This is a genomic window from Streptomyces sp. NBC_00887 (assembly GCF_045207585.1).
Window position 1 is genome coordinate 9259442 of record NZ_CP108788.1, and the last position, 22027, is coordinate 9281468.

Genomic DNA, 22027 nt, shown 5'->3' on the forward strand with positions numbered 1-22027 from the left:
CGGCTCGGCACCGGGCTGATGACCGTCCGGGGCGGGGGCGCCCCGCTCCGGATCGCGTCCTTCGCCGGACCCCGGGAGGGCACAGCTCACGGCACTCGCCGGCGAACCGGCCCGCCACTTCCCGGTGTCCTCCTCGCAGCGTCAGCTCCGCCCACGTCCGCCCTTCGCCGCCGCGATCAGCGCCGGCACGGTGGCGAACTTGACCCGCGGGCGGCCGAGGGCGCGACCGCGTGCCAGCTCGGCACGGTCGATGGCGGCCAGTCCCCGGGCGTCGACGACATGGCGGGAGCGCTGCTTGGCGAGGCGGCGGAAGGCCTTGGGCGGCTGTGCGGGCGACGGGAGCCGGCCCGCGACGGCGTCGGCCAGAAGAGCGCCGACGGTCTCGGCCGCGCAGGTGCGGTTGGCTCCGATGCCCCCTGAGGGGCCGCGCTTGATCCAGCCGACCACGTACGACCCCGGCATGCCCGCCACCCGGCCGTCCTCGTGCGGCACCGTGCCGGTCGCGTCGTCGAAGGGCAGGCCCGGCAGCGGAACGCCGCGGTAGCCGACCGCCCGCAGGAGCAGGCCGGCGGGTATGTCCTGCTCGCCCGTCGCGGCCGTCACGCGCACGGCCGCGACGCCGTCCTTGCCGAGCACTTCCACGGGGGCGGAGTGGAAGCGGAAGACGATGCGCCTGCCTGCTGCAGGGGGGCGTGACCAGTCGGTCCTCTCACGGGCTACGTCGCGCAGCAGAGCGGCCTTCTCGCCGGGCGCCGCAGCGTCGATCCGCGCACCGGTCCTCGGATCGTGGTCGTCGACGACCAGCTCCACGCCCGGCAGGTGCTTCAGAGCGAGCAACTCGGAGGCCGTACAGGCCACGTCCTCGGGGCCGCGCCGTCCGAGTACGACGACCTCGCGCACCTTCGAGTCGCGCAGGACGGCGAGCGCGTGGTCGGCGATGTCGGTACGCGCCAGCGCGGCGGGATCCGCCGCGAGGATGCGCGCGACATCGAGAGCCACGTTTCCGTTGCCGGCGACGACCACACGCTCGGTGGACAGGCGCACGGCCTCCGGCTCGGCCTCCGGGTGGGCGTTGTACCAGGACACGAACGAGGTCGCCGCGATGCTGCCCGGCAGGTCCTCGCCCGGGATGCCGAGCCGACGGCCCGTGGAGGCGCCGACCGCGTAGATCACCGCGTCATGGTGTGCCGCGAGTTCACCGGCGGTGATGTCCTTGCCGACCTGGAGGCCCAGTTGCATGCGCACGCGGGGATGGGAGTGGAAGCGCGCGAAGGTCTCGCCGACCCCCTTTGTCGCGGGGTGGTCGGGCGCGACGCCGTACCGGACGAGGCCGCCCGCCACCGGCAGCCGGTCGATCAGCGTCACCTCGGCGTTGGTGTGCAGCAGGAGGTCCTCGGCGGCGTACATGCCTGCCGGGCCGGTGCCGACGACCGCCACCCGGATCGGAGTGAAATCGGAAGGAACGCCGCGTGTGAACGAGGGCTCGCCCCAGGCGTGGAAGTTCGGTCCCGCCGGGGCCGGGGCGGCCGGCCTGTCCGCGAAGTAGGCCGCGTTGACGGCCGCGTACTCCTTCTGTGCCCCGAAGAGACTGTCCACCGGGAAGATCGCGTCGACCGGGCAGGCGTCGGCGCAGGCGCCGCAGTCGATGCAGGTCGCCGGGTCGACGTGGAGCATCTCCGTGCTGCCGAACTCCCTTTCCTCGGGAGTCGGGTGGATGCAGTTGACGGGGCACACGGCGACGCACGTGGCGTCGCTGCAGCAGGTCTGGGTGATGGCGTAGGTCATCTCGTCAGCTCAGGTCGTCGGCTCGGGTCAGATCAGGTCGGCGCGCTTGTAGAAGAACAGGGCGGGTTTCGTGAGGAGGCGGGCCGAGGCCAGGAACTCCATCAGTCCCGAACAGCTGGAACGCATGAGGGACTTGTGGTGCTCGTTGGTCCTGGCCTCGGCCAGGGCCCGCTCGGTGTCCAGGCCCGCGTTCGCGTAGACCTTCCGGTTCACCATGCTGGTGACGATGTAGTAGGAGGCGATGGCGACCACGAGCGAGTTGAGCTGCCGCCGCAGCGGGCCCGCGCCGCGCAGCCGCTTGCGGGTCTCGTCCCGGGCGAACTTCATGTGCCGTGACTCCTCCACCACATGGATGTTGTTGATCGTCCGGACGAACGGGGCCACCCGCTCGTCCCGCATCCAGTCGCGCTGCATCACGTCGAGCACCTCTTCGGCGACGAGGATCGCGGCGTACGCGGCCTCGCCGAAGGCGAGCGTCTTGAAGGCCCGGCCGAGCTCGATCACCATGCGGTGGGGGCGGTAGGCCGGCGCGCCCAGCTTCGCGGCACCCCGGGCGAACATGATGGAGTGCCGGCACTCGTCGGCGACCTCGGTGAGCGCCCACTGGAACCGTGGGTCGGTGGGGTCCTTGGCGTACATGTCGCGCAGCACCATCTGCTGCAGGATCATTTCGAACCAGATGCCGGTGCTGGCGACGGACGCCGCTTCCTGACGCGTCAGTGCCTTGCGCTGCGCATCGGACAACTCCTGCCAGTACGCGGTGCCGTAGAGCGTGCTCCACTCCGGGCTCGCGCCGTGGTCGTCCGTGTTGAGGGGGGTCTCCCAGTCCACCTCGATGGCCGGGTCGTACGAGAGCTTCGCGGCCGAGTCGAGCAGCCGCCGGGCGACTTCCTGCTCGGCGAGCCGGTCCCGGTGGTTCCTGTCATCCGGCCGAACGGTGCTGCCTGCCATGCTGCCGCTCCTAGAATCGAGAGATCGACTCGACGCCGCCCCGACCGTGTCCCGTCCCTTGCCCGTTCGACGGGGCCGGTGGCTGCGAGCGCCCTACGCGCTTATTAGACGTCACGTCTAGCAAGCTGTTGGACGGAAGGTATAACAAGAGGGGTGGGCAGGCCTACCCCTGAGTAGGAAATAGGCACGAGCTCTCCATGGAGGTACAGCGCCGTCCCTGCCGGGTGAGGGGCGCACTCCTACGGCGCGAAGCGAGGAGATCGAGCGGAGAGTGCAGGCCGACGGCCGTCGAGGCGGATAATCAGGTCATGGGATTCGCCGTCTTCATGACTCTGCCCGGGCTGGTCCTCGTGCTGACCGTGCTGGCCTTCGTCGATCAGCTGCTGCTGCGCGCCGGGCGGGCAGGGGTTCTGCCATGGCGCAACGGAGCCCGGCAGGGCCAGATATCGGCAACCGGGTTCGAACAGCTGCACGCGAGCTTCTCGCCGGGGAAGCAGAGCGAACTCAAGGAGCGGCAGTCGGCACTGCTGATGCGGGACGACGAGGAGGACGGGGCGCCGCCGAACCGGACAACGGTGGACCTCGACGGCGGCACCGCGGTGATCCGGATGCCGGAGACGGGCCGATAGGAGCGGCCTGTGTCAGGGGGTCTGTTCCCCCGAAGGGCCGGAGCTCCGTCCGCGGGCCAGCTCGACCCTGAACGCGCCTTCGGGATAAGGGAGTTCCGCGGACATCCTCGCCGCCCTGTCGAACTCCTCCTCGGCTTCCCGTTCCAGGCCAAGCGCCGAGAGGGCGGCGGCGTGCACCGTGCGTGCGTCAGTCTCCGAAAGACGTTCGCCGGCCTGCTCCGCGCGCACAACTTCCTCGGCCGCGTGGCGGGCGGCGTGCTCCGGTCGGCCCGACGCGAGCTCCGCCCATGCCAGGAGAGGGGCTGTTCCCGGTCCGCCGCCGTGGACCAGCAGTGCGAGCGCCTCGGCGGGGCGGCCCTCACGCACCAGCATTTCGGCCTCGGCCGTCCGCACCTCGTGCACGGCCTGCTGGTCTCCTTGCGCCCGGGCCGCCTCACCGGCGCGAGCCAACAGCTCGGCCGCACCACGTTCACCCGTCCTGGAGAGGACCCTGGCCAGGGCCGCCAGGGCGTACGGGGTACACCACTCGGACCGCTCGCCCGTCTCCTGGACCGCGCCTTGCGCATGATCGGCGGCCTCGGTGAACTCCCTGAGAAGGAGATGAAGTTCAGCGAGATTGGCGCGCTCGAAAGCGACCGCGGTCGGATCCCCCGTGCGCTCGGCGAGCAGCAGCGCGCGCTGTCCCGTGGAGACGGCCTCGGCGAGCCGCCCGGAGCGGCGGGCGTGCTCCCGCTGAACGGAGAGGATCGTGACCATGAGTTCCTGATCGCCGTACGCCTCGGCGTGCGGCAGCGCCAGGTCGGCGGCCGGGCGCGCCTCCGCCAGCCGGCCCGCGAGGCCGAGGGAGGTCGCCTGCATGGCCAGCGCCCGGGCCAGCAGCCCGCGCCTGCCGTTGCCCGGCACCGCGTCGGCGGCCTGCTGGGCGGTACAGGCGTACTGATGCGCCTCCTCGTACCGGCCCGTGACGAACCTCAGGACCGCTGCCGCCAGATGGTGGGTGGCCGCGGTGAGGGCCGGGGTGCCGGGGGTGGGCGGGAACCTGTGGAGCAGTTCCTCGCCCTCGTCCGTGGAGCGGTACTTCACGAGCACCTCGGTGAGCCGTGCGGCGGCCAGGACCTGGCCGTGCACGTCGCCGCGCCGCACCATGTCCTCCAGTGCCTCCCGGAGCACCGCCGCCGCATCCCGGTACCGGGCCATCCGGCGCAGCACGGCCCCCCTGTCGATCCTGGCCTGAGCGGCGTCGGCGGCCAACGCGTCGAGTCGGGCGGTCAGCTCGATGTAGTACCGGTCCGCCGTGTCGTTCGCGCACAGCGCGGCGGCGCGCTCCGCCGCCTGCCGCAGATACTGCGTGGCGCGCGGGTCGTCGGCGCGCATCAGATGCGAGGCCAGCGTGTCGACCGCGTCGGGCCGGCGGCGCAGGACCGCCTCCGCGTACGCCGAGTGCAGTTGCCTGCGGCGGGCTGCGGACAAGCCGTCGTAGCAGGTCAGCCGCACCAGTGGGTGCCGGAAGACGAGTCCGGGCATAGGTTGCCCGCCGACCACGACGTTCCGTTCCTCCAGGACCGAAGCCTGGACAGCCGCTTCCACGGCATCCGTCGCCTCGGCGGGCGAGAGCCGCGGATGCAGTCCGTGCCCGGCGACATCCACCACCTCGGACAGTGCGGCGCCCCCGCCCGCCACCGATATCGCCTCGACGACCCGCCGTGCCGCAGGTCCGAGCCTGGACAGCCGTGCGGCCACCAACTGCCGTACGCCCTCCGGGGCGCTGAGCGAGGCCGGCTCCGTCGACCCGTCCGCGGTGCGGGCCAGTTCCAGGGCGAAGAGGGGATTGCCGAGTGACAGTTCCCAGACCCGGTCGAGCCCGCTCCGGGCGCCCGCGTCCTCCGCGACCGCCAGGCACTCCGCCCGCCCCAGCCTTCCCAGCTCCAGGGAATGGGCCAGCCCTTGGCGCACCAAGGAGTCCAGCGAGGTGCGTCGGGGATCCGTGCTCCCGATCTCCTCCGCGCGGTAGGTCACAGCGAATCGCCAGTCGGTCCGCGTGGTCACCGCACGCCGGGCCAGATGACTCAGCAGCTGGTAGGAGCCCGTGTCGGCGGCGTGCAGATCATCCAGGACCAGGAGGACGGGTGTGGTCGCCGCGAGATCGCCCAGGAGCCCCGCGGCAGCTCGGAAGAACCGGTCGCGTTCCTCTTCCGGACTACGCTCCGAACCGGCACCGATCTGCCCCAACGAGGGGATCAGCGAGGCGAGTTCGGGGTACTCGCCGCCGATCCTGGCCCGCTCGGCGGACGTCCGGTCGGCGAGCCAGGCATCCAGGGCCTCGACGAAAACGCCGTACGGGGTGTGCCCCTCGGCGTCGTGGCCCGCGCCCCACAGCACGGTCGTCCCGGCCTCGGCCGCCCGCCTGGCCGCCTCTGCGGTCAGCCGCGTCTTGCCCACCCCGGCCTCACCGCGGACCAGCCGCACCGGCGGCCCCCCGGCGGCCAGCAGTGCACCCAGCTCCTCGGACCGGCCGCGGAGCGGCGTCCCGGGCGGGGTGCGGATCGCGGCCGGGAGGACGGGCGCGGAGGCTGTGGGCAGCACCGTCGTGGCGGTGTCCAGTGCGAGCAGGTGCAGCTGCTCGGTGGCGGGCCCGGGGCGGATGCCGAGTTCCGCATCGAGTGCTTCCCGGCACAGGTGGTACTGGCGCACGGCCTGCCGGCGCAGTCCCTGGCGCAGACAGGCGTCGATCAGGACCCGGTGGGCGCGTTCCTCAGCGGGCGCGGCGGCAAGGGCGCGCAGGGCCACCTCGGTGGCCAGCTCGGTCTCGCCCTCCGCGAGGTGGGCCTCGGCGAGGGCGAGCCGTACCCGGTCGCGGAGCGCGGAGAGTTCTTCGCGCCGGACCTCGGCCCACGTGGCGTACCGGTCCTCGGGCAGCAGCTCCCCGGTGAACGACGCGAGCGCGGTGGCCAGGGCGACGGTCGACCCTTCGGCCAGCGCACGCTCGGCAAGGGTCTCCGCGGCATCGGCGTCGATGACCACGGTGTGCGGATCGAGCCGCAGCAGGGTGCCCTCGCCGGTCAGATAGGACGAGGAGGCGCGGGGTGCCAGCTCCGGCTCGATGGCGCGGCGTGCGGCGTGCAGGGCGACCCGCAGGCTACCGAGCGCCGCCTGGGCGTCGGCGTCCGGCCAGCAGATCTCCATGGCCTGCTCGCGATGGAGGCTGTGTCCGGGGGAGACGGCGAGGAGCTTGACCAGAGAGCGGGCACTGGGACGCGGCCATTTGTCGGCGAGGGGGGCACCGCCGTCGCGCTCTACCCGAAATCCTCCGAAAAGGTACACGCGAAGCACCGGGGGCCTGTCCGGGGTGCTCGGTGCCGTCTCGTACGGATGTGCTGCTGCCATGAGAGCAGCCACTCTAACCGCCGGCTCCGCACCCTCCGGCTGGGCACGGAACCGGCGAGGACCGACGCCCGGGCGCGGCGCCGGCGCTCGCCGGTTCCAGCTCCGGGGGGCTCGCGTCAGATGCACGGGGCGTGCTGCTCCAAGGCCGGTCCGGGTGGCCTTCCCGTGCCCGTGCGACGGGGAGTCCGCGGAAAGGGGCTGTACGGGGAAGCGGGGAGGGAGTCGTCGCCGCAGCGGTGCCGCGCGTGTTCAGGTGTCCCCGTCGCCCGGCCCGAAGCCGAACGGCCGGGCCAGGACAGCCGCCAGCGCCCCCGGTGCCGCCATGGAGGCCGCCATGGCCGAAGCGGCGAGCACACCGTGGAAGAGGAGGAGCGGGCCGGCGACGCCCCCGACGACGAGGGCGCCCTGGACGAACGACGTGACCCCTCGGCTGTCGTCCCGTGTCCACCCCTGGACGCGCAGCCCGGCAAGAACCAGGGCGGCGAGCCAGAACTCCGCACCGAACAGCCGGCCTGTCCCTCCGGTGGCGGCACGGACGAAGGGAGCCTCGCCGTACGACACGATCACGGCCGGCGGTGCCACGACGGCCGCTTTCCTGACCGCAGTGATCACGGATGCCATGGCCGGACGGAGTCGCGCGCCGGGCGGGGCCGCCTCGGCCCCGTGCTGCTCCGCCGCGCTGCCGTCGGTGTCGGCCGTCCCCGTCAACTGCCGCCCCTATGTCCCGGTTATGGCTTCCGGCCGGTGTGACGACGCGCTCGTCATGTACCGATGGACGCAGCGGAGGGGCGGCTGGTTCGTCTCGTCGCGGCTTCGTGCCGGAGTCGCCGCGAAAGGCCGACGGGCGCCGCGGGAGACCGATGGGCGGGGTCTCGGGTCCGGCGACAGGACGGGCTGTCCGGGGTATCGAACGTTGTTCGCAATTTCAGCGAGAGTCATTGACGCCGGGTTGCCCCGCGCCTACGGTCCCGTCCGAAGTGACGGGCGGGATTCGACATATCGAACACGCGGCCCGTGGCGAACGACCCGTACCCCTCAGAGACGAGCCGCCATGCACCCACACCACCCCAGCCGGCGCCGCGCCCTCGCAGGCGGAATCGGCGCCCTCGCGGCCGCCGGAGCCCTGGGCTCCCTGTCCGGCTGCGCCGCGCCCGCCACCGCAGCCGGACCGGGGCAGACCCGGCTGCGGTTCTGGCATCTCTTCGGCGGCGGCGACGGCGTCAACATGGCGGGAATGCTGGAGGACTTCCGCACCGAACACCCGGACCTGGCCCTGGAGGCCGCGACCTTGCAGTGGGGTGCGCCGTACTACACCAAGCTCGGCATGGCCGGCGCGGGAGGCAGGGCACCAGAACTGGCCGTACTGCACCTCGCGCGGCTCGCGGGCTTCGCCCCCGGCAGGCTCGTGGACCCCTTCGACCTCGATCTGCTGGCCGAACACGGAGTGGGGGAAAAGGACTTCCCGCCGGAGATCTGGAGCCGCGGACGGGCGGGCGGCCAGCAGTACGCCGTGCCGTTCGACACCCACCCCTTCGTCCTCTACTACCAGACCGAGGTGTGCGAGAAGGCCGGGCTCATGTCGGGCGGCCGGCTCAAGCCGATCGGCGGCGCCGAGGAGTTCGCCGACGCGCTGCGCGCCGCGAAGAAGGTGACCGGACAGCCGGGCCTGGTGACGGAGACGCTCGGCCCCGACTGCATCACCCCCTGGCGCCTCTTCTCCACGTTCTACGCGCAGACCGGTGGCAAGGTCCTGTCGGAGGACGGCAAGCGCCTCGCGCTGGACGACGCCAAGGCCCTGGGCGTGCTGGAGTACATGGCAACCCTCGCCGAGGAGGGGCTGATGGTGCGCCGGTGCGACTACGGCGCCTCCGTGGGCATCTTCAACGGCGGGAAGACCGCCTTCCACCTCAACGGCGAATGGGAGATCACCACCTTCCGGACGGCCGGGATCCCCTTCTCCATGACCCGCGTGCCCGCGCTCTTCGGCAGTGCCGCCGCACAGGCCGACTGCCACTCGTTCGTCCTGCCGCACCAGAACGACCGCGGGGGCGCGACCAACGAGGCGGCGCACGCCCTCGTCGCCTGGATGCTGAAGAACTCCGTCGCGTGGGCCGAGGGCGGCCATGTGCCCGCCTATCTGCCGGTGCTCGACGATCCGGCGTACCTGAAGCTGAAACCCCAGTCCGAGTACCGGGACGTGATCGACGACGTGGCGCTGGACGAGCCCGCCTGGTTCGCCGGCTCCGCCTCCCGCATGTGGATCGAACTCGGTGCCGTGCTGTCCGGTGTGCTCACCGGATCCCGTACGCCGCGCGGTGCGCTGACCGAGTGCAAGGCCCGCCTGAGAACCCTCCTCGACACCCGCAACCCCCTTCCGGGAGCCGCGTCATGACCTCCACCACCGCGGCGGCACCGCCACCCGTGACGAAGCCTGCGGACGCCGTCCGCCGCCCCACGGCCCGTTCCGTGCACAGGAAGTGGACCGAGCACGGTCTGGTGTTCATCGCCCCGTTCCTGCTCGTGTACGGCATGTTCCTGGTCTGGCCGCTGATATCAGGTGTGGGCATGAGCCTGACCAGCGACAACATCACCGGCTCCGGAGGGCAGTTCGTCGGTCTCGACAACTACGCGGAGGCCCTGGGCGACCCCGAGGTGTGGTCCTCGCTCTGGAACACCGTCTGGTTCACCGTCCTGTCCACCGTCCCGCTCGTCCTGGTGGGGCTGGGTCTCGCGCTGCTCGCCCATCAGCTGCGCGTGGTGCAGTGGCTGTGGCGGCTGAGCTGGTTCGCCCCGTTCCTCCTGCCGTCCGGAGTCGTCTGCCTGCTCTTCGCACAGATGATCTTTCCCTCCGGCTTCGGCCTCGCCGACCAGATGCTCGCCTCCGTCGGCCTGGAGCCGGGTATCGGATGGCTGAGCGACGAGCGTTACGCGATGCTCTCCGTCGTGGCCACCACCCTGTGGTGGACCGTCGGCTTCAACTTCCTGCTGTACCTCGCCGCTCTGCAGGCCATACCGGCCCATCTGTACGAGGCCGCCGAGCTGGACGGAGCGGGCGGCAGGCACCAGCTGTGGCACATCACCATGCCGATGCTCCGCCGCACCACGGGGCTTCTCGTGGTCCTCCAGGTGCTCGCCTCGCTGAAGATCTTCGATCAGATCTACCTCATGACCGGCGGCGGCCCCGACGACTCCACCCGGCCGATCCTGCAGTACGTCTACCAACAGGGCTTCACCGGATACCGCATCGGCTACGCCTCGGCCGTCTCCTACATCTTCTTCGCCCTGATCCTGACCGTCTCCCTGGTGCAGCCGTTGCTGTCCCGGCGCCGAGCTGAGGAGGCCGCAAAGTGAGCGGTTCCGTCACCGTCAGAACCCGCCGCGTACTCCGGAGCGAGCAGCCGGGCGGATCCGAGGGCCGGCGCCGGCGCTGGACACCCGGCAGGCTCGTCCTGCTCGTCGTGGCCCTGGTCCTCGCGGTGGCCTGGCTCGTCCCGCTCGCGTGGGCCGTCGCCACCTCCCTGAAGCCGGAGGCGGAGACGACCGGGACGCCGCTGGAGTGGATCGGTTCGCGCGTCACGTTCGACGCGTACTCCAAGGTCTGGGAATCCGGCGAACTGGTGCGCTGGCTCATGAACTCGGCGTACATCTCGCTCATGACGACCGTGCTGACCGTCCTGACCTGCGCGATGGCCGCGTACGGCTTCACCCGTACCGAATTCCGCGGACGCAGACTGCTCTACGGGCTGGTGCTCGCCGGCATCATGGTGCCGCCGCAGGTACTCATCGCGCCGCTGTTCCAGGAGATGGTGCAGCTCGGCCTCGTCGACACCTACTGGGGCGTGATCCTGCCCCAGGTCGCGGTGCCCGCCATGGTGTTCATCCTGGTGAAGTTCTTCGAAGGCGTACCGAGAGAGCTGGAGGAGGCGGCCTTCGTCGACGGCGCCGGACGCTGGCGGGTGTTCTGGACGATCGTGATCCCGCTGTCCCGGCCGGTGCTGGCCGCCGTGGCGATCTTCACCTTCATCTCCACCTGGAACAACTTCCTCTGGCCGTTCCTCGTCACCACCGACCCGAATGGCATGACCCTGCCCGTCGGCCTCGTCAACGTCCAGTCGTCGTTCGGGGTGCGGTACGCACAGATCATGGCGGCGCTCGTGATCGCCGGACTGCCGCTCCTGGTCGTCTTCGCGCTCTTCCAGCGGCAGATCGTGCGCGGTATCGCGCACACCGGTCTGGCCGGCCAGTAGGCGGCCGCTCGGGGCGGAACGGCCGGGGCTGCCCCGCGAGGCCGTTCCGCCCCGCGGGTGCGGCGGACGCTCAAGCGATGGACGTGCCCCGTATCAGCAGCAGCGCCACGTCCACCGACGCCGCGGCCACCGCTCCCGCGAGGGCCGCCGTGCGCCAGGTCCGCCGTGGCACGAACCCGGCGAACGCCGTCGGCACCACCGCGGCCAGGGTGAGCGCTCCCCACCAGCCGGGAGGTCCCGCAGGCCCCAGCACGAGCACCGCCGACGCCGCCACCAGCGGTACGGGGAGCAGCATCCGCGTGCGGGCGGCGCCCAGCCGCTGGGGCAGGCCCCGACTGCCGGATGCCAGATCCCCGTCGATGTCCGGGAGCACATCGCCCAGATGGGCCCCGACACCCAGCATGGCCCCGGCGGTCACGGCCCACCACGCGGGCCAGGGGTGACCGGGCATGTTCAGGGCGACCAGGACGGGCAGGCCGCCGAAGCCGATCACGTACGGAAGCCAGGACAGCGCCGTCGTCTTGAGTTTGAGGTTGTACGTCCACGCCGCCACGACCCCGGTGAGGTGCACCGCACCGGCGACAGGACCGCACGCCGACGACAGCACCACGCACAGCAGCAACGCGGTGAACGCCGCCTGCCACACGGTGCTCCGTGACACCACGCCTTCGGCCACCGGTTTGCCGCGGCGCCCGGCGGCCGCGTCGCGCCGGGCGTCGAAGGCGTCGTTGCACCAGCCGACCGAGAGCTGGCCCGTCAGTACGGCCCCCCCGACCAGGACGCAGCGGGTGCCCCCGAGCCCGGAACTGACGGACAGTGCGACGACGAGGGCGGTCACCGCCACCACCGGGCCAGGGTGACAGGAGAGAGCCAGCCCCACCGCGGGGCGGGGCGGTCGCGTCACGGACTCGTGCACCTGCGGCCGGTCAGTGGTGTCCACGAGGGGATCGTAAGGACTCCGGATCTCACGAACACGCCAGCCGCGTGTCTGATGTGCAGGGTTTCACCCTGTTCTGTAGGCAGGATGAGGGTCATGACCTCTCCGAAGCAGGGGCCAGGATGACCCGGATCGCAGCCGTGCACGGGGTCCTGCCACCGCACCGCCACACCCAGCGGGCGGTCACCGACATGGTGGCGCGCACCTGCCTGCCCGCGGGGGCCGACCGCCGCGTCCTGGACCGGATCCACGAGAACGCCCGGGTCCGCACCCGGAACATGGTTCTGCCCCTGGAGCGCTACGGCGAACTGGACGGTTTCGGGGCGGCCAACGACGTGTTCATCGGCGCCGCGGTCGAGCTGGGCGGTCAGGCGGTGCGCGGGGCCCTGCGGACGGCGGGGCTGCGGCCCGCCGACGTGGACCTGCTGATGTTCACCTCCGTCACGGGAGTTGCGGCTCCCTCCATCGACGCCCGGCTCGTGGGGCGCCTCGGTCTGCGGCCCGACGTGAAACGGCTCCCCGTCTTCGGCCTGGGCTGCGTCGCCGGAGCCGCAGGGGTGGCGCGCCTGCACGACTACCTGCTCGGCAGGCCCGGCCAGGTGGCCGTGCTGCTGTCGGTGGAGCTCTGCTCCCTCACCTTCCAGCGGGCCGACCCGACGCCCGCCAACCTCGTCGCCACCGCGCTGTTCGGCGACGGTGCGGCGGCCGTCGTCGCAGTCGGCGGCGAACACCCCGCCTCGGCGGACGGTCCCGAGGTGATCGACACCCGCAGCCGGCTCTACCCCGACACCGAACGCGTCATGGGCTGGGACGTCCGGAGCTCCGGCTTCAAGGTGATGCTCGATCCGGCGGTTCCCGACGTCGTACGCCGGTACCTCGCCGACGACGTCCGCGGGTTCCTGGAGGAACACGGGCTGAAGCCGAAGGACATCGCCCACTGGGTGTGCCACCCCGGCGGCCCCAAGGTCCTGGAAGCCGTCTCCGACGTACTCGAACTGCCAGAGGGCGCACTCGACGTCACCTGGCGTTCGCTGGCCGAAGTGGGCAACCTGTCGTCCTCCTCCGTGCTGCACGTCCTGAGGGACACGATGCAGCAAAGGCGCCCCGAGCCGGGCACACCCGGTCTGCTGATGGCCATGGGCCCCGGATTCTGCTGCGAACTGGTTCTGCTGCGTTGGTAGTCGGGAGGAACGCGTGATCTGGTACACGGCCCTGGTGCTGGCCGTCGCGGGCGAACGGCTCGCCGAGCTCGTCGTGGCCCTGCGCAACACGCGCTGGAGCCTGGCCCGCGGCGGCACCGAAGCCGGGCGCGGACACTACCCGGCGATGGTGGCCCTGCACACCGCTCTGCTGGCGGGATGCCTCGCCGAAACCTGGCTGGCCGGGCGCCCGTTCCTGCCGTGGTTCGGCTGGACCATGGTTGCGGTGGTGGCCGCGGCGCAGGGGCTGCGCTGGTGGTGCATCCGCACGCTCGGACACCGGTGGAACACCCGGGTCATCGTGGTCCCGGACATGCCCCTGGTGACCGGCGGGCCCTACCGGTGGCTGCGCCACCCCAATTACGCGGCGGTCGCCGCCGAAGGGCTGGCGCTGCCCCTGGTCCACGGCGCCTGGGTGACCGCCACGGTCTTCACCGCACTCAACGCCGTCCTCATGGCTGTGCGCGTCCGGTGCGAGGACCGGGCACTGGCCCCGGTACGGCCGATGGCCGCCCGCCCGTGATCGACGTCCTGGTGGCCGGGGGCGGCCCGGCCGGTCTGGCGGCGGCGATCCGGGCCGCCGGAGCCGGTCGGGAAGTCGTCGTGGTCGAACCCCGCGCCGTTCCCGTGGACAAGGCATGCGGCGAGGGAATCATGCCCAGCGGTGTGGCGGCCCTGCGTGCGCTGGGCGTCGGCGTGGCCGGCCACGACCTGCGCGGAATCCGGTACGTCGAGGGCCACCGCAACGCGGAGGCGACCTTCCGAGGCGACACGGGGCTCGGCGTACGGCGCACAGAACTGCACGCCGCCCTGCACCGGCGGGCCGTGGAACTCGGCGTACGCATCGTCCCCGGGAAAGCAGGGGCGATCCGGCAGGACGACGACAGCGTCAGCACAGCGGGGCTCACGGCACGCTGGCTGATCGCCGCCGACGGACTGCACTCCCCGCTGCGCCGCGAACTCGGCCTCGACCGCCCGGGATCCGCCCCGCGCCGCTACGGCCTGCGCCGGCACTACCGGGTCGCCCCGTGGACGGACTTCGTCGAGGTCCACTGGTCGCGCCGAGGCGAGGCCTATGTGACACCGCTCGGCCACCGGCTGGTCGGTGTCGCCGTACTCAGTCGCGATCGCCGGCCCTACGAACAGCACCTGTCGTCGTTCCCCGCCCTGGCCGACGCCCTCCGGGGCCTGGAGGCGGGTCCCGTCCGCGGCGCGGGACCCCTGCGCCAGGACGCGCGCAGTCCGAGGGCCGGACGGGTCCTGCTGGTCGGTGACGCGGCGGGCTACGTCGACGCACTTACGGGTGAAGGCATCGCCCTGGCCGTGGCGACCGCGACAGCGGCGGTCGCGTGCCTCACCGCGAACCGGCCGGAGGCCTACCCCGCACAATGGGCGCGACTGACGCGACGTCATCGCATGCTCACCCAAGGACTGTTGGGCGCCGCGGGGCACCCCCGCATCGCCCGGCTGATCGTCCCTGCCGCCCACCGCATGCCCCGGGTGTTCTCGGCTGCGGTGCGCGCACTCCAGTAGGCGCAACCCCGTTCACCCCACCCGCGACGTCACGAACCGCGGCCCCCGCTCTGCGATGCTGGCCCGGTGACACCCTCGTCCCGAGCCCCGCAAGCCATCACGGCAGACTCGCCCCACCCGGGTCTCAACCCGCTGATGACACAGTCCTGGCTGGATCTGGCCTTCGTGCACTGGCCGGCAGACCCCTTGGACGTGGCGCCGCTCCTGCCGGTCGGGACGGTTCCCGACACACTGGACGGTGTCACCTACATCGGACTCGTCGCCTTCCGGATGCACCGCGTCGGCTGGTTCCGCCTCCCCGGCGTCCCCTACCTCGGGACGTTCCCGGAGACCAATGTCCGCCTGTACTCCCTGGACTCCCAAGGGCGCCGGGGTGTGGTCTTCCGCTCGCTCGACGCCTCCCGGCTGATCCCGGTGGCCGTCGCACGGACGGCGTTCCGGCTCCCGTACAGGTGGTCGCGGATGGCGATCCGGCGTGACGCGGACACCATCACCTACACCAGCAGGCGCCTACCGGGCCCCCGGGGCGCGCACAGCCGGATAGTCCTGGACATCGGGGACCAGGTGGGGGAGCCCAGCGAACTGGAGCACTTCCTCACCGCGCGCTGGGGCATGCACTACACCTTCTTCGGACGGCAGACGTATCTCCGGAACACCCATCCCCGCTGGCCCCTGCACCACGCCCGGCTCATCGAGTGCGACGAGAACCTGGTGAAAGCGGCGGGCCTGGCAGCACCGGCAGGGGAGCCGGCGAGCGTGCTGTACTCGCCCGGCGTCCCCGTACGCTTCGGCCGTCCATCCCGGCCCGGCGGCATCCCCACCCCGTAGATCCGCTCCACGATGGTCCGACCGTGGCTCATGCCGCGGCCGCACGGCATGTCGCGTGCCCGACCCGCAGGACACCGCTCTACTGTCGCCGCCAGGACCAGGACGACGCGGTGGGAGTGGCATGCCGGACGTACAGCAGCGTCGACGGCAGGGAGTGGCCCGGCTGGTCTGCGGGCGGCGCACCAAGTGGCTGATCGTGGCGTTCTGGCTGATCGTCCTCGTCGTCGCGGCGCCTCTCGCGGGGAAGCTCACCGACGCCCAGGACAACGACGCCACGTCCTGGCTGCCCAGCAGCGCCGAGTCCACCCAGGTCTGGGAGGAATCCAAGGGATTCCGGCCCGAGACCATCACGGCGATCGTCGTGTACGCCCGGGAGTCCGGCCTGACCGGGGCCGACCGCACCCGGATCGCCGAGGACAAGCAGCAGCTCATGACGCTGCGCGCGCACGGTGTGCGGGGTGCCGAGACACGCGGACCGCTCTACGACAGCCAGGACGCACCCGCGGCCGCCCAGATCCTCGTCCCCATCACGATGGACGAGGACGGATGGGAACGCATCGGTCCGGCGGTCGATTCGGTACGGGACGTCGTGGGCGGCAGCGAGGGAGGTCTCGCGGTCCACATCACCGGACCCGGCGGCGTGGCCGCGGACTCCGCCGACGCCTTCTCGGGCATCGACTCGACCCTGCTGTTCGCCGCGCTGGCCGTGGTGATCATCATGCTGCTGATCACCTACCGCAGCCCGACCCTGCTCGTGCTGCCCGTGCTCGCGGTCGTCGCCGCACTGCTCACCGCACAGGCGCTCATCTACCTGCTCGCGGCGCATGGCGGCCTCACGGTCAACGGACAGAGCGCCGGCATCCTGACCGTCCTCGTCTTCGGCGCGGGAACGGACTACGCCCTGCTCCTCGTCGCCCGGTACCGGGAGGAACTGCGCCGGCACGAGGACCGGCACGAGGCGATGGCGCGTGCGCTGCACCGGGCCGGGCCCGCGGTGCTCGCGAGCAGCGGCACCGTGGTGCTGAGCATGCTCGTCCTGCTGTTCGCCGAGATGAACTCCACCCGGGGCCTCGGCCCGGTTGCCGCGATCGGGGTGGCCGTCGCACTCATCGCGATGCTCACGCTCCTGCCCGCCCTGCTGGTGATCTTCGGCCGCTGGGTTTTCTGGCCGGTCATCCCGCACTTCGGCAGCGACGAGCCGACCGAGCACGGATTCTGGGCCCGGACGGGGGAGCGGCTCGCCGTGCGCCCGCGCAGGGTCTGGGTGGCCACCGCCCTCGTGCTCGCCGCACTGTCCCTGGGCCTGATCCAGCTGCGTGCCGCCGGTCTCAGCAACGCCGACTCCTTCCCCGACAAGCCCGACTCCGTCGTCGGCCAGGAGATCCAGAAGCAGTACTTCCCGGCAGGCAGCGGCAGCCCGCTGGTCGTCATCGCGGACCTCGGCAAGGGCGCGCAGGTGCGCAGGGCGGTCGAGACGACCCCCGGTGTGGTGCCCGGCTCCCTCGTCGTACCGCCCGGTGCCAAGCCGGTGCACGAGGGCCGGGTGATCTTCGAGGCGACGATGACCGACCCCGGCGACAGCGAGCAGGCCGAGCAGACCGTGGAACGGGTCCGTGACGCGGTGCATCAGGTGCCGGACGCGGACGCCCTGGTGGGTGGCGACACGGCGGCGATTCTCGACATGGACGCCGCCACCAGGCACGACAACCTGCTCATCATTCCCCTGGTCCTGCTGGTGGTGTTGATCGTCCTGATGCTGGTGCTGCGCGCACTGGTGGCGCCCCTGCTGCTGATCGCGACCGTGGTGCTGTCCTTCGCGGCCGCCCTCGGTGTCAGCGCGCTCGTCTTCCGGTACGTGTTCGACTACGCCGGCGAGACGACGGACTTCCCGCTGTTCGTGTTCGTGTTCCTGGTGGCACTCGGCATCGACTACAACATCTTCCTGACCACACGGATCCGCGAGGAGGCCCTGCACCAGGGCACCAGGGCCGGTGTGCTGACGGGCCTCTCCGCAACCGGGGCCGTGATCACCTCGGCCGGGCTGGTCCTGGCGGGCACCTTCGCCGCACTCGGGACCCTGCCGGTCGTGGCCTTCGCGGAGATCGGCTTCGCGGTCGCCCTGGGCGTGCTCCTGGACACGTTCGTCGTACGGTCCGTTCTGGTCACCTCCCTCTTCCTGGACATCGGCCCCCGGGTGTGGTGGCCCCACCGGCTCGCCCATGAGGACGGGGGCGCAGCGAGGAAGCCGGAGGCGCCGGCCGCGCAGTCGTAGGGTGCAGCTCCGGGCGCTTCCGGCTGCGGTGCCTCGCGGCTCACGGATCGCCCGGTCCATGCCGAGGGTGTAAAAAGGGGACCATGGCCGGACGCTACGGCCGCCCGCGTTCGTTTCTCAGAATGAGGACCGTCGCAGGTCAGGTCTTTCTCCTGCAGTTGGCGATCGTGGTGTTGCTCGTCGCTGCCGCCGTGGCCGCGCTCGTGCTGCAGTCCCGGTCCGACAGCGCACGGGAAGCCCGCAACCGCTCCGTCGCCGTCGCCGAGACCTTCGCGAACGCCCCGGGCATGGAAGCGGCCCTGGAGAGCCCGGACCCCAGCGCGGTGCTCCAGCCGAAGGCCGAGGCTGCCCGGAAGGGATCGGGAGTCGACTTCATCGTCGTACTGAACCTCGACTCGATCCGGTACACCCACCCGTTGCCCGACCGGATCGGAAAGAAGTTCGTCGGCGACGTGCAGCCCGCACTCGAGGGCCGCGTCGTCACCGAGAGGGTCAACGGGACGATCGGCCCTCTCGTGCAGGCCGTGGTGCCCGTCTTCGGCGCGAACGGCAAGGTCATCGGCATGGTGTCCGCGGGAATCACCATCGAGCGGGTGAGTGGCGTCGTCGAGAACCAGTTCCCCCTCCTTTTCGGCTCCGCCGCGGGGATCCTGCTCCTCACCATGGGCGGAACGGCGCTCGTCAGCAGACGGCTCCGGCGCCAGACCCACGGTCTCGGCCCGACCGAGATGACCCGGATGTACGAACACCACGACGCCGTCCTGCACGCCGTGCGGGAGGGCGTACTCATCGTCGGTGGGGACGGCCGGCTCCTGCTGGCCAACGACGAGGCACGACGGCTGCTCGGCCTGCCGGCGCAGGTGGAAGGGCGAGCGGTCACCGATCTGGGTCTCGACCCCCTCACCACCGATCTGCTGGCCTCGGGGCGCATCGCCACGGACGAGGTGCTCTCGGTGGGCAACCGGATTCTCGCGGTCAGCCAGCGCTCCACGGATCAGGACGGCGGCCCGCCGGGCAGCGTGACCACCCTGCGCGACACCACGGAACTGCAGGCACTCACGGGCAAGGCCGACGTGGCGCGGGGCAGGCTGAAACTGCTGTACGACGCCGGTACGGAGATCGGCACAGCCCTCGATGTCGTACGGACGTGCGAGGAACTGGCCGACTTCGCCACTGCCAGGTTCGCCGACTACGCGACCGTCGACGTGGCGGAGACCGTGCTGCGTGGCGAGGAGCCGACGGCGGCGCGTACGGTCGCCGACATGCGGCGCACGGCGCTCAGCGGTACCCGGCACGACACGGGGCTCTATCCGCTCGGGTCGGTCATCCGCTTCATGCCGAGCACCGCCATCGGCGCCGGCCTGCTCAGGGGCGAGGCGGTCATCGATACGAACCTGCCGGCCCTGTCGGGATGGCAGGAGCAGCATCCCGCACGGGCCGAGCGCCTCGTCGAGTGCGGTTTCCACTCGATGATCGCCGTTCCGCTGAGGGCCCGGGGCGTCATCCTCGGTGTGGCCATGTTCTGGCGTGCGCAGAGGCCCGAACGGTTCGAGGACGAGGATCTGTCCGTCGCCGAGGAACTCGTCGCCCGCGCCGCCGTGAGCATCGACAACGCCCGCCGCTACTCACGTGAGCACACCGTGGCGGTCACCCTGCAGCGCAGCCTGCTGCCCCGGGGCCTCCCCGACCAGACCGCCATCGACGCGGCCTACCGGTACCTGCCCGCGCAGGCCGGGGTCGGCGGGCTCGGCGGGGTGGGCGGGGACTGGTTCGACATCATTCCGCTGCCCGGCGCCCGGGTCGCACTCGTCGTCGGCGACGTCGTGGGCCACGGGCTCCACGCGGCCGCCACCATGGGACGGCTGCGCACCGCGGTCCACAACTTCTCCACGCTGGACCTTCCCCCCGACGAACTGCTCTGGCACCTGGACGAGCTGGTGGCCCGGATCGACCAGGACGAGACGGCCGACGGCTCCGCCGGGGGAGTCACCGGGGCCACCTGCCTCTACGCCATCTACGATCCGGTGTCCGGGCGCTGCACCATGGCACGGGCCGGCCACCTCCAGCCGGTGATCGTCCACCCGGACGGCGCCGCCGAGTTCGCCGATGTGCCCGGCGGGCCGCCACTGGGCCTCGGCGGCCTTCCGTTCGAGACACTGGACGTACAGCTGCCGGAGAACAGCCGGCTGGTGCTCTACACCGACGGGCTCGTCGAGGACCGGACCCGGGACATCGACGAAGGACTGGAACTCCTGCGCGGCACCCTCGCCGACTACGCCGGCCGGACACCCGAGGAGACCTGCGAGGCGGTCCTGCGCGTCATGGTTGCCGCACGTGCCCGCGACGACATCGCGCTGCTCGTCGGCCGCGCCCGCCGGCTCGCCGCGCAGGACGTGGCCGACTGGGAGGTGCCGTCCGACCCCGCAGAGGTGTCCCGCGTACGCGCCGAGGTGTCCCGCAAGCTGACGGAGTGGGACCTGGTCGAGGAGGCGTTCACGACCGAGCTGATCCTCAGCGAACTGGTCACCAACTCCATCCGTTACGCCACCGGGCCCATCCGCGTCAGGCTGGTCCGTGACCGCACCCTGATCTGCGAGGTCTCCGACCGCAGCAGCACCTCGCCCCATCTGCGGCAGGCGGCCACCACGGACGAGGGAGGCCGCGGGCTCTTCCTCGTCGCGCAGCTCGCGGAGCGGTGGGGCACGCGCTACACGGACGACGGCGGCAAGGTCATCTGGACGGAGCAGTTGCTGCCGCCCACCGCGCCGCCGGAACACTGAGCGGACCGCGCCGGCGTCAGCTCCGCAGGCAGTGCAGGAACATATGAGGCTCGGGTACCGCCCCGCCGTCGGCCGGCGTGAACACCGTGCGGTCCTCCCACTCAGCCGAGAGCCCCGCGCCGGACGCCAGAGCGGCGAAGGCCTCGGGGGAGAAGCTGCTCACCCGCACCTGCCGGCCCATGAAGACCGTGCTCACCTCCTGCACGTCCAAGGGAACCGTGGCCAGGACCATGCGGCCGCCGTGCCGCAGTGCTCCCGCCAGCCGGTGCACGAGGGCGGTCTGTTCCTCGCGCGACATCTGCAGGAGCGAGAAGTAGACGCAGATGGCATCGAAACTCTCCTTCTCCAGAGGGAGTTCACGAATGTCGGCGCAACGGAAGGATGCCTCGGGCACTTGGCGGGACGCCAGATCGACCATGACCGGCGACACATCGACCCCCAGCACCCGGTGCCCGGCGTCGGCCAGGGTCCGGGCGGTCGGAAGCCCGGTCCCGCTGCCGACGTCCAGGACGGTGCTGCCCGGTGCGAGCTGTCCGAGGAGCCGCGTCAGCGAGTCGCGGTGCGCGGCCGAACCGGCGAACGCACGCTCGTAGTCGGCGCCGATCGCGTCGAACGTCTCTGCCGCAGAGTCGTGGTGAAGGTCCGTCATGACGTGAATCCCTTCGGTGCCGGGTCTACGGGACGAGGGCGACGGCCACGTACAGACCGCTCTCCTCCGGTCGGGGAGCGGGCGTCCCGTGGTACCACTCGGGTGCCGTCACCACTCCGGGTTCGACCACATCGAGGCCCTCGAAGAAGCGCTCGAACTCCGTCCGGGTCCGCAGCGCGAGGCGGATGCCGCCCTTCCCGTACTCCTGCGTGCCCTGCTCGCCGCGCTCGGGGTTCACGTCCGAAGCGCCCTGGGACAGCACCACGAAGCTGCCCGGCGCCAACGAGGCCGTCAGGGTGCGCACGATGGCGTACGGGTCGTCGTCGTCGGGCAGGAAGTGGAGGAGGCCCAGGAGCGAGAGCGCGACGGGGCGGTCGAAGTCCAGGACCTTGCGGGCGGCCTCGATGATCGTGCCCGCCTCGCGCACATCGGCGTGGACGTAGTCCGTCGCCCCCTCCGGACGGCTGATCAGCAGGGCTTCCGCATGCCTCAGGACGATCGGGTCGTTGTCGCAGTAGACGACCCGCGAGGCCGGGTTGATCTCCTGGGCCGTCTGGTGCAGGTTCGGCGCCGTGGGGATCCCCGTACCGATGTCGAGGAACTGGTCGACGCCCTCGCCGGCCAGCCAGGCCGTCGCGCGGTTCATGAACGCGCGGTTCTGGAAGGCGCCGGTCTTCGCCTCGACCGGCAGATGCTCGGCCACCGCCTGGTCCACGGGGTAGTTGTCCTTGCCACCGAGGAGCGCGTCGTAGACACGCGCCGAATGGGGCCTGCTGGTGTCGATCGGGGGCTGAGGCGTCCCAGGCGTCATGGCGAGCTCCGTTGCAGATGGG

At 71.6% G+C, this 22027-nt stretch carries 17 protein-coding genes; 10 read left to right on the top strand and 7 right to left on the bottom strand.

Annotated features, from left to right (window positions below; translation table 11 throughout):
- Positions 1–141 precede the first annotated feature (141 nt).
- Both OG844_RS42155 and OG844_RS42160 read right to left on the bottom strand, forming a co-directional pair.
- Positions 142–1785 carry an FAD-dependent oxidoreductase gene (locus OG844_RS42155; protein ID WP_406388011.1) on the bottom strand — a complete coding sequence of 548 codons (1644 nt, stop codon included), beginning with the start codon at positions 1783–1785 and terminating at the stop codon, positions 142–144.
- Between the two features lie 27 nt (positions 1786–1812).
- Positions 1813–2736: a diiron oxygenase gene (locus tag OG844_RS42160; RefSeq protein WP_406388010.1), complete on the bottom strand. Its 924-nt coding sequence runs from the start codon at positions 2734–2736 to the stop codon at positions 1813–1815.
- Between the two features lie 308 nt (positions 2737–3044).
- Between OG844_RS42160 and OG844_RS42165 the strand changes: the two genes are divergently transcribed.
- Positions 3045–3365 carry a DUF6191 domain-containing protein gene (locus OG844_RS42165; protein WP_406388009.1) on the top strand — a complete coding sequence of 107 codons (321 nt, stop codon included), beginning with the start codon at positions 3045–3047 and terminating at the stop codon, positions 3363–3365.
- Between the two features lie 12 nt (positions 3366–3377).
- Here the strand turns inward: OG844_RS42165 and OG844_RS42170 are convergent, their stop codons facing one another.
- The gene (locus OG844_RS42170; RefSeq protein WP_406388008.1) at positions 3378–6749 is read right to left on the bottom strand and encodes an ATP-binding protein; all 3372 of its coding nucleotides are present in this window, start codon (positions 6747–6749) and stop codon (positions 3378–3380) included.
- 249 nt (positions 6750–6998) lie between these two features.
- Positions 6999–7457 (bottom strand): hypothetical protein, encoded by a 459-nt coding sequence (locus OG844_RS42175; RefSeq protein WP_406388007.1) that lies wholly within the window; start codon positions 7455–7457, stop codon positions 6999–7001.
- A 343-nt stretch (positions 7458–7800) separates the two neighbouring features.
- Here OG844_RS42175 and OG844_RS42180 point away from each other — a divergent pair, with 343 nt between their 5' ends.
- The 3 genes from OG844_RS42180 to OG844_RS42190 are packed head-to-tail and all read left to right on the top strand — an operon-like array spanning position 7801 to position 10996.
- Entirely contained in the window at positions 7801–9141 is a 1341-nt protein-coding gene (locus tag OG844_RS42180) for an extracellular solute-binding protein (RefSeq protein ID WP_406388006.1), read from the top strand.
- The gene (locus tag OG844_RS42185) at positions 9138–10100 is read left to right on the top strand and encodes a carbohydrate ABC transporter permease (protein ID WP_406388005.1); all 963 of its coding nucleotides are present in this window, start codon (positions 9138–9140) and stop codon (positions 10098–10100) included. The genes OG844_RS42180 and OG844_RS42185 overlap by 4 nt, the downstream gene beginning before the upstream one ends.
- Positions 10097–10996: a carbohydrate ABC transporter permease gene (locus OG844_RS42190; protein WP_406388004.1), complete on the top strand. Its 900-nt coding sequence runs from the start codon at positions 10097–10099 to the stop codon at positions 10994–10996. The genes OG844_RS42185 and OG844_RS42190 overlap by 4 nt, the downstream gene beginning before the upstream one ends.
- Before the next feature lie 70 nt (positions 10997–11066).
- Here the strand turns inward: OG844_RS42190 and OG844_RS42195 are convergent, their stop codons facing one another.
- Positions 11067–11936, bottom strand: coding sequence for a UbiA family prenyltransferase (locus OG844_RS42195; protein WP_406388003.1), 870 nt, complete (start codon positions 11934–11936; stop codon positions 11067–11069).
- Between the two features lie 119 nt (positions 11937–12055).
- Here OG844_RS42195 and OG844_RS42200 point away from each other — a divergent pair, with 119 nt between their 5' ends.
- The 6 genes from OG844_RS42200 (at position 12056) to OG844_RS42225 (ending at position 20545) form a co-directional block, all read left to right on the top strand.
- On the top strand, positions 12056–13114 hold the full coding sequence (locus tag OG844_RS42200) for a type III polyketide synthase (RefSeq protein ID WP_406388002.1): 1059 nt from the start codon (positions 12056–12058) through the stop codon (positions 13112–13114).
- A gap of 13 nt (positions 13115–13127) precedes the next feature.
- Positions 13128–13655, top strand: a complete 528-nt coding sequence (locus tag OG844_RS42205) for an isoprenylcysteine carboxyl methyltransferase family protein (RefSeq protein ID WP_406388001.1) — start codon at positions 13128–13130, stop codon at positions 13653–13655.
- Entirely contained in the window at positions 13652–14665 is a 1014-nt protein-coding gene (locus OG844_RS42210) for an NAD(P)/FAD-dependent oxidoreductase (protein WP_406388000.1), read from the top strand. Before OG844_RS42205 ends, OG844_RS42210 begins: the two co-directional genes overlap by 4 nt.
- Positions 14666–14800: 135 nt before the next feature.
- Positions 14801–15493 carry a YqjF family protein gene (locus OG844_RS42215; RefSeq protein WP_406387998.1) on the top strand — a complete coding sequence of 231 codons (693 nt, stop codon included), beginning with the start codon at positions 14801–14803 and terminating at the stop codon, positions 15491–15493.
- A 121-nt stretch (positions 15494–15614) separates the two neighbouring features.
- Positions 15615–17765, top strand: coding sequence for an MMPL family transporter (locus tag OG844_RS42220; RefSeq protein ID WP_406387997.1), 2151 nt, complete (start codon positions 15615–15617; stop codon positions 17763–17765).
- An 83-nt stretch (positions 17766–17848) separates the two neighbouring features.
- Entirely contained in the window at positions 17849–20545 is a 2697-nt protein-coding gene (locus OG844_RS42225) for a SpoIIE family protein phosphatase (RefSeq protein ID WP_406387996.1), read from the top strand.
- A gap of 16 nt (positions 20546–20561) precedes the next feature.
- Here the strand turns inward: OG844_RS42225 and OG844_RS42230 are convergent, their stop codons facing one another.
- Together OG844_RS42230 and OG844_RS42235 are read right to left on the bottom strand one after the other, a co-directional pair.
- Positions 20562–21194 (bottom strand): class I SAM-dependent methyltransferase, encoded by a 633-nt coding sequence (locus OG844_RS42230; RefSeq protein WP_406387994.1) that lies wholly within the window; start codon positions 21192–21194, stop codon positions 20562–20564.
- Positions 21195–21219: 25 nt separating this feature from the next.
- Positions 21220–22005, bottom strand: coding sequence for an SAM-dependent methyltransferase (locus OG844_RS42235; RefSeq protein WP_406387993.1), 786 nt, complete (start codon positions 22003–22005; stop codon positions 21220–21222).
- Between the last annotated feature and the right edge of the window lie 22 nt (positions 22006–22027).